Annotated in this window: 4 protein-coding genes and 1 pseudogene; 4 read left to right on the forward strand and 1 reads right to left on the reverse strand. The window is 69.8% G+C overall.

Annotated elements, in window-relative coordinates:
* Nucleotides 1-1,062, reverse strand: a pseudogene (locus VED21_RS38125) (lytic transglycosylase domain-containing protein); the annotation flags it as partial.
* Nucleotides 1,063-1,164: 102 nt separating this feature from the next.
* Here VED21_RS38125 and dapA point away from each other — a divergent pair.
* The 4 genes from dapA to VED21_RS38145 form a co-directional block, all read left to right on the forward strand.
* The gene (gene dapA / locus VED21_RS38130) at nt 1,165-2,037 is read left to right on the forward strand and encodes a 4-hydroxy-tetrahydrodipicolinate synthase (RefSeq protein WP_324891627.1); all 873 of its coding nucleotides are present in this window, start codon (nt 1,165-1,167) and stop codon (nt 2,035-2,037) included.
* A gap of 111 nt (nt 2,038-2,148) precedes the next feature.
* Nucleotides 2,149-2,625: an SsrA-binding protein SmpB gene (gene smpB, locus VED21_RS38135; RefSeq protein ID WP_324891629.1), complete on the forward strand. Its 477-nt coding sequence runs from the start codon at nt 2,149-2,151 to the stop codon at nt 2,623-2,625.
* Complete coding sequence (locus tag VED21_RS38140) at nt 2,622-3,650, forward strand: methyltransferase (protein WP_324891631.1); 1,029 nt, start codon at nt 2,622-2,624, stop codon at nt 3,648-3,650. The genes smpB and VED21_RS38140 overlap by 4 nt, the downstream gene beginning before the upstream one ends.
* A 151-nt stretch (nt 3,651-3,801) precedes the next feature.
* On the forward strand, nt 3,802-4,293 hold a 492-nt coding region (locus VED21_RS38145), incomplete at its 3' end, for a TRAP transporter substrate-binding protein (RefSeq protein WP_414638402.1).

Raw genomic sequence — 4,293 nt, forward strand, 5'->3', positions numbered from 1 at the left:
CTGGGCGCGGTCGCCCAGCTGCTCCGCCGCACGGCCGCACCAATAGGCACCGCGCGCCTTGCTGATGGGCGCCGTCACCGCGCGGTACAGCTTGTGGAAGTGGTTGAAGGCGTCCGACGGCTGGTCGAGGAAGCGCAGCGCCAGCCAGCCGGCCAGGAACTCGGCCTCCGCCAGGGTGGAGCCGTCGAGCGGCCCGTGCTCCTTCGACAGGCGGTAGGCCTGGCGGTAGTCGCCCCGCTCGATGGCGCGCCGCGCCAGGATGTGGCGCTCGGTCCACCACAGGCCGGGCTTGCTGTTCTCCGGCGGGCGGTTCTGCAGGATCTCCAGCGCCGCATCGTCGTTGCCCTTGCGGCGGTTGTGGCGCACGCGCTCGTACAGCAGGCCGGGGTCGCTGCGCAGCCCGGAGGGCACGCGGGCGAGCGCCGCGTCGATGTTGCGGTCCTCGGCCAGTGCCAGCCGCGCCTCGATCAGCGCCTCGTACCCGTCTTCCAGGAAGGGCAGCATGCGGCGGGCGGCGGGCTCCTGCCGGTCCCACATCAGGCGGTCGACGCGGGCCTTGTGGTCCTGGTCGCGCAGGTGGCTGCGGTAGCGGGCGAGGAAGTCCTGCTCGTCGTTCGGGTTGAAGGTCGAATCGGTCCAGCGCGTGCGGACCAGCTTGATCGCCTTCTCCTGCTCGCCCCGCGCCATCAGCGTGTCGGCGTAGCGCATGAAGCCCTGGTTGGTCAGCGGCGGCGAGCCGTTGAACCAGGTGATGATCGTCCGTTCGTCCTCGGTGTCGCTCAACGCCGCCTCGGCGGCGCGGCGCAGGATGTTCTGGTTCGGCCAGTCGGGGTTCTCGCGGATGAAGGCGGTGATCTCGGCGAACGTGCCGCCCATGGGCGCGCCCAGCTTCATCCAGCGGATCAGCTTGGCCGGCAGCCGCTCCTTGGCTTGCGCCGCAATGCGCAGCGCCTCGTCGTGGCGGTCGTCGTCGGCGGCCTTGAAGGCCTGTTTGTAGATGGCCAGATCCTGGGCCGACAGCGACGAGGCCGCGGCCGGCTGAGCTAGCGTCAGGAACAGCATGGCAGCCCCGGCGGCGAAAGCGGCCCGGGCGCTCTTGCCCACGCGAAGCGGGGCGGCTAAGGTGCGCGACACTTTTTTTGCAGTCTCACGGAGGTGGCTGACATGTTCCACGGTTCGATCACCGCGCTCTTGACCCCGTTCAAGAACGGTAAAGTGGACGAGTCCGCCTTTCAGGCCTTCGTCGACTGGCAGATCACCGAGGGTACGAACGCCCTGGTCCCCTGCGGCACCACCGGCGAATCCCCGACGCTGTCGCACGAGGAGCACGACCGGGTCGTCGAGCTGGCCATCGAGGCGGCGGCCGGGCGCGTGCCCGTCATCGCCGGCGCCGGCTCCAACTCGACCGAGGAGGCGATACGCCTGAGCCGCCACGCCAGGAAGGCGGGTGCGGCGGCGGCGCTCGTGGTGACGCCCTACTACAACAAGCCCACGCAAGAGGGTCTCTACCAGCATTTCAAAGCGATCCATGACGCGGCGGATTTGCCGATCATCATTTACAACATTCCGGGCCGGAGTGTCGTGGATATGTCGGTGGCAACCATGGCCCGGCTTGCAAAGCTGCCCAACATCATCGGCGTGAAGGACGCCACCGCCGACCTCGTGCGGCCGTTGCGCACGCGCGTGGAGATCGGGCCGGACTTCGTGCAGCTGTCGGGCGAGGACGCGACGGCCATCGCGTTCAACGCCCAGGGCGGCGTGGGCTGCATCTCGGTGACGTCGAACGTGGCGCCGAAGCTGTGCGCGCAGATGCAGAAGGCGTGGCGCGACGGCGACCTCGCCACCTGCTTCAAGATCCGCGACCAGCTGATGCCGCTGCACAACGCGCTGTTCGTCGAAACCTCGCCGGGCCCGGTGAAGTACGCCGCCAGCCTGCTGGGCAAGTGCGGCGACGAGCTGCGCCTGCCCCTGGTGCCGGTCGGCGAATCGACCCGCCAGACGGTGCGCGACGCCATGGTCGCTGCGGGCGTGCTCTGACGGTGTTGGGTTTTCGGCTGTGCCTCAACCCAACCTACGAGGTTTCCGTAGGTTGGATTGAGCGCAGCGAAAACCCAACGTCCACTGCGATACGGAAGAACGGAGAGAGACGTGGCGGCACGAGAGCCTGAACCGCGGCGGATCGCGGCGCAGAACCGCCGCGCCCGCTTCGACTATTTCATCGAGGACAACCTGGAAGCCGGCCTGATGCTGACCGGCACCGAGGTGAAGTCGCTGCGCTCGGGCAAGGTCTCGATCAACGAGTCCTACGCCGGCCTGAGCAAGGGCGAGCTGTACCTGTTCAACGCCCACTTCCCCGAATACGGGCAGGCCGGCCGCTGGCTCCAGCACGAGGTGCGGCGCCCGCGCAAGCTGCTGGTGCACAAGCGCGAGCTGAACAAGCTGATGGGCGCCTTGAAGACCAAGGGCGTCACGCTGATCCCCATGTCGCTGTACTTCAACGACCGCGGCATCGCCAAGCTGCAGATCGGCGTCGCCACCGGCAAGAAGAAGGTCGACAAGCGCGAGACGGAGAAGGAACGCACTTGGCAGCGCGACAAGGCGCGCCTGATGCGGGACCGCGGATGAGCCGCCGGCTGGCCCAACGCGCGGGCGGGCGGGACGCGGAGATCGCCGGGGTCGCCGCCGGCGTGCTGGCCGACGCCCGGCCGCAGGGCCGCGTGCTCGTCGCCAGCGACCACGTCGGCACCGTGGAACGCGCGGTGTGGGACGGCGGGGCGGAGGTGGTGGCGTGGCACCGCTTCGCCTACGACGGCGGCCCGGCCAAGCCCTGGCCGGACGACGGCACGTTCGACGCCGCCGTGCTGCGCCTGCCGCGCAGCTGGCCGGCCTTCGCCATGAAATTGCACGCCGTCGCCGCCCGCCTGCCGGCCGGCGCGCCGCTGTGGATCTACGGCGGCAATGACGAGGGCATCACCTCCGCGTCCAAACGCCTGGAAGGGCTGGTGGACGACGTCGAGACGGTCGCCATCAAGCGCCGCGCCCGCGTGCTGCGCGCCGTGCGCTCGCGCGCGGCGGCGCGCGGCAACCTGGACGACTGGCGGGAGAGCGTGCCGCTGGAGATGCCGGACGGCACGGCCTTCGACCTCGTGTCCTATCCCGGCCTGTTCGCGCACGGGCGGCTGGACGCCGGGACGGCGTGCCTGCTCCAGGTGCTGCCGGAGGTGCCGGCGGGCGGCGCCGTGCTCGACTTCGGCTGCGGGGCCGGCGTCATCGCGCGGGTGGTGCAGGGGCGCGTGCCGGACGCCAAGCTGACCCTGCTGGACGTCGACAGCGTGGCGCTGCACGCCGCGCGCCTCAACGTGGCCGGCGCCGCGTGCGTGCTGAGCGACGGCTGGGCCGCGCTGGACCCGCGCGCGCGGTTTGACCTGGTCCTCTCCAACCCGCCGCTCCACCGCGGCAAGGAGGAGGATTTCGGAGCACTCGACGCGCTGGTGCGCGGCGCCAAGGAGCGGCTGAAGCGCAAAGGCGCGCTGGTTGCGGTGGCCCAACGCACGGCCGGTGTCGGCCCGCTGTTCCAGAAGGCCTTCGGCACGGCCGACCTGCTGCTGGAAACCCCGCAGTTCCAGGTCTGGCGCGGGCGGGTGGCCTGAGCGCCGCAAACACGTAGACCAGCCATGCGCGCCGGCCTGCGGCCGGCGTTTGCAATAGTCGCTTTACGGTCCTAATCATCGTCTCCAGTGTCAGATTCCGCCGCGCAGTGGTGGCGTGAAAGCAACGAAAATACGACAGGACCTGGGGAACATGAAAAGACGAGCCTTCCTGGCGTCGGCCGGCGCCGGACTTGCCGCCACCACCGTCGCGGCCCCCGCCATCGCCCAGTCGCAGCCCGAGGTGCGCTGGCGTCTGGCCTCCAGCTTCCCGAAGAGCACGGACATCCTGTTCGGCACGTCGGAGTCGATCGCCAAGCGCGTCTCCGAGGCCACGGACGGCAAGTTCCAGATCCGCGCCTACGCGTCGGGCGAGATCGTGCCGCCGCTGCAGGTGCTGGATTCCGTGCAGAACGGCACCGTCGAGTGCGGGCACACCTGCGGCTACTACTACGTCGGCAAGGATCCGACCTTCGCCTTCGACACCGCCATCCCGTTCGGCCCCAACGCGCGCCAGCAGGCCGCGTGGTTCCAGTTCGGCGGCGGGCGCGAGGTGATGCGCGCCTTCTTCGACAAGCACAACATCGTGCAGTTCCCGGCCGGCAACACCGGCACCCAGATGGGCGGCTGGTTCCGCAAGGAGATC

The organism is Azospirillum sp. (assembly GCF_035627195.1).
Classification (GTDB): Bacteria; Pseudomonadota; Alphaproteobacteria; order Azospirillales; family Azospirillaceae; genus Azospirillum.

Bases quoted from the DNA above. Each gene is read 5' to 3' on its own strand.
- dapA (WP_324891627.1), top strand. From the start codon at position 1,165: ATGTTCCACGGTTCGATCACCGCGCTCTTGACCCCGTTCAAGAACGGT.
- VED21_RS38140 (WP_324891631.1), top strand. From the start codon at position 2,622: ATGAGCCGCCGGCTGGCCCAACGCGCGGGCGGGCGGGACGCGGAGATC.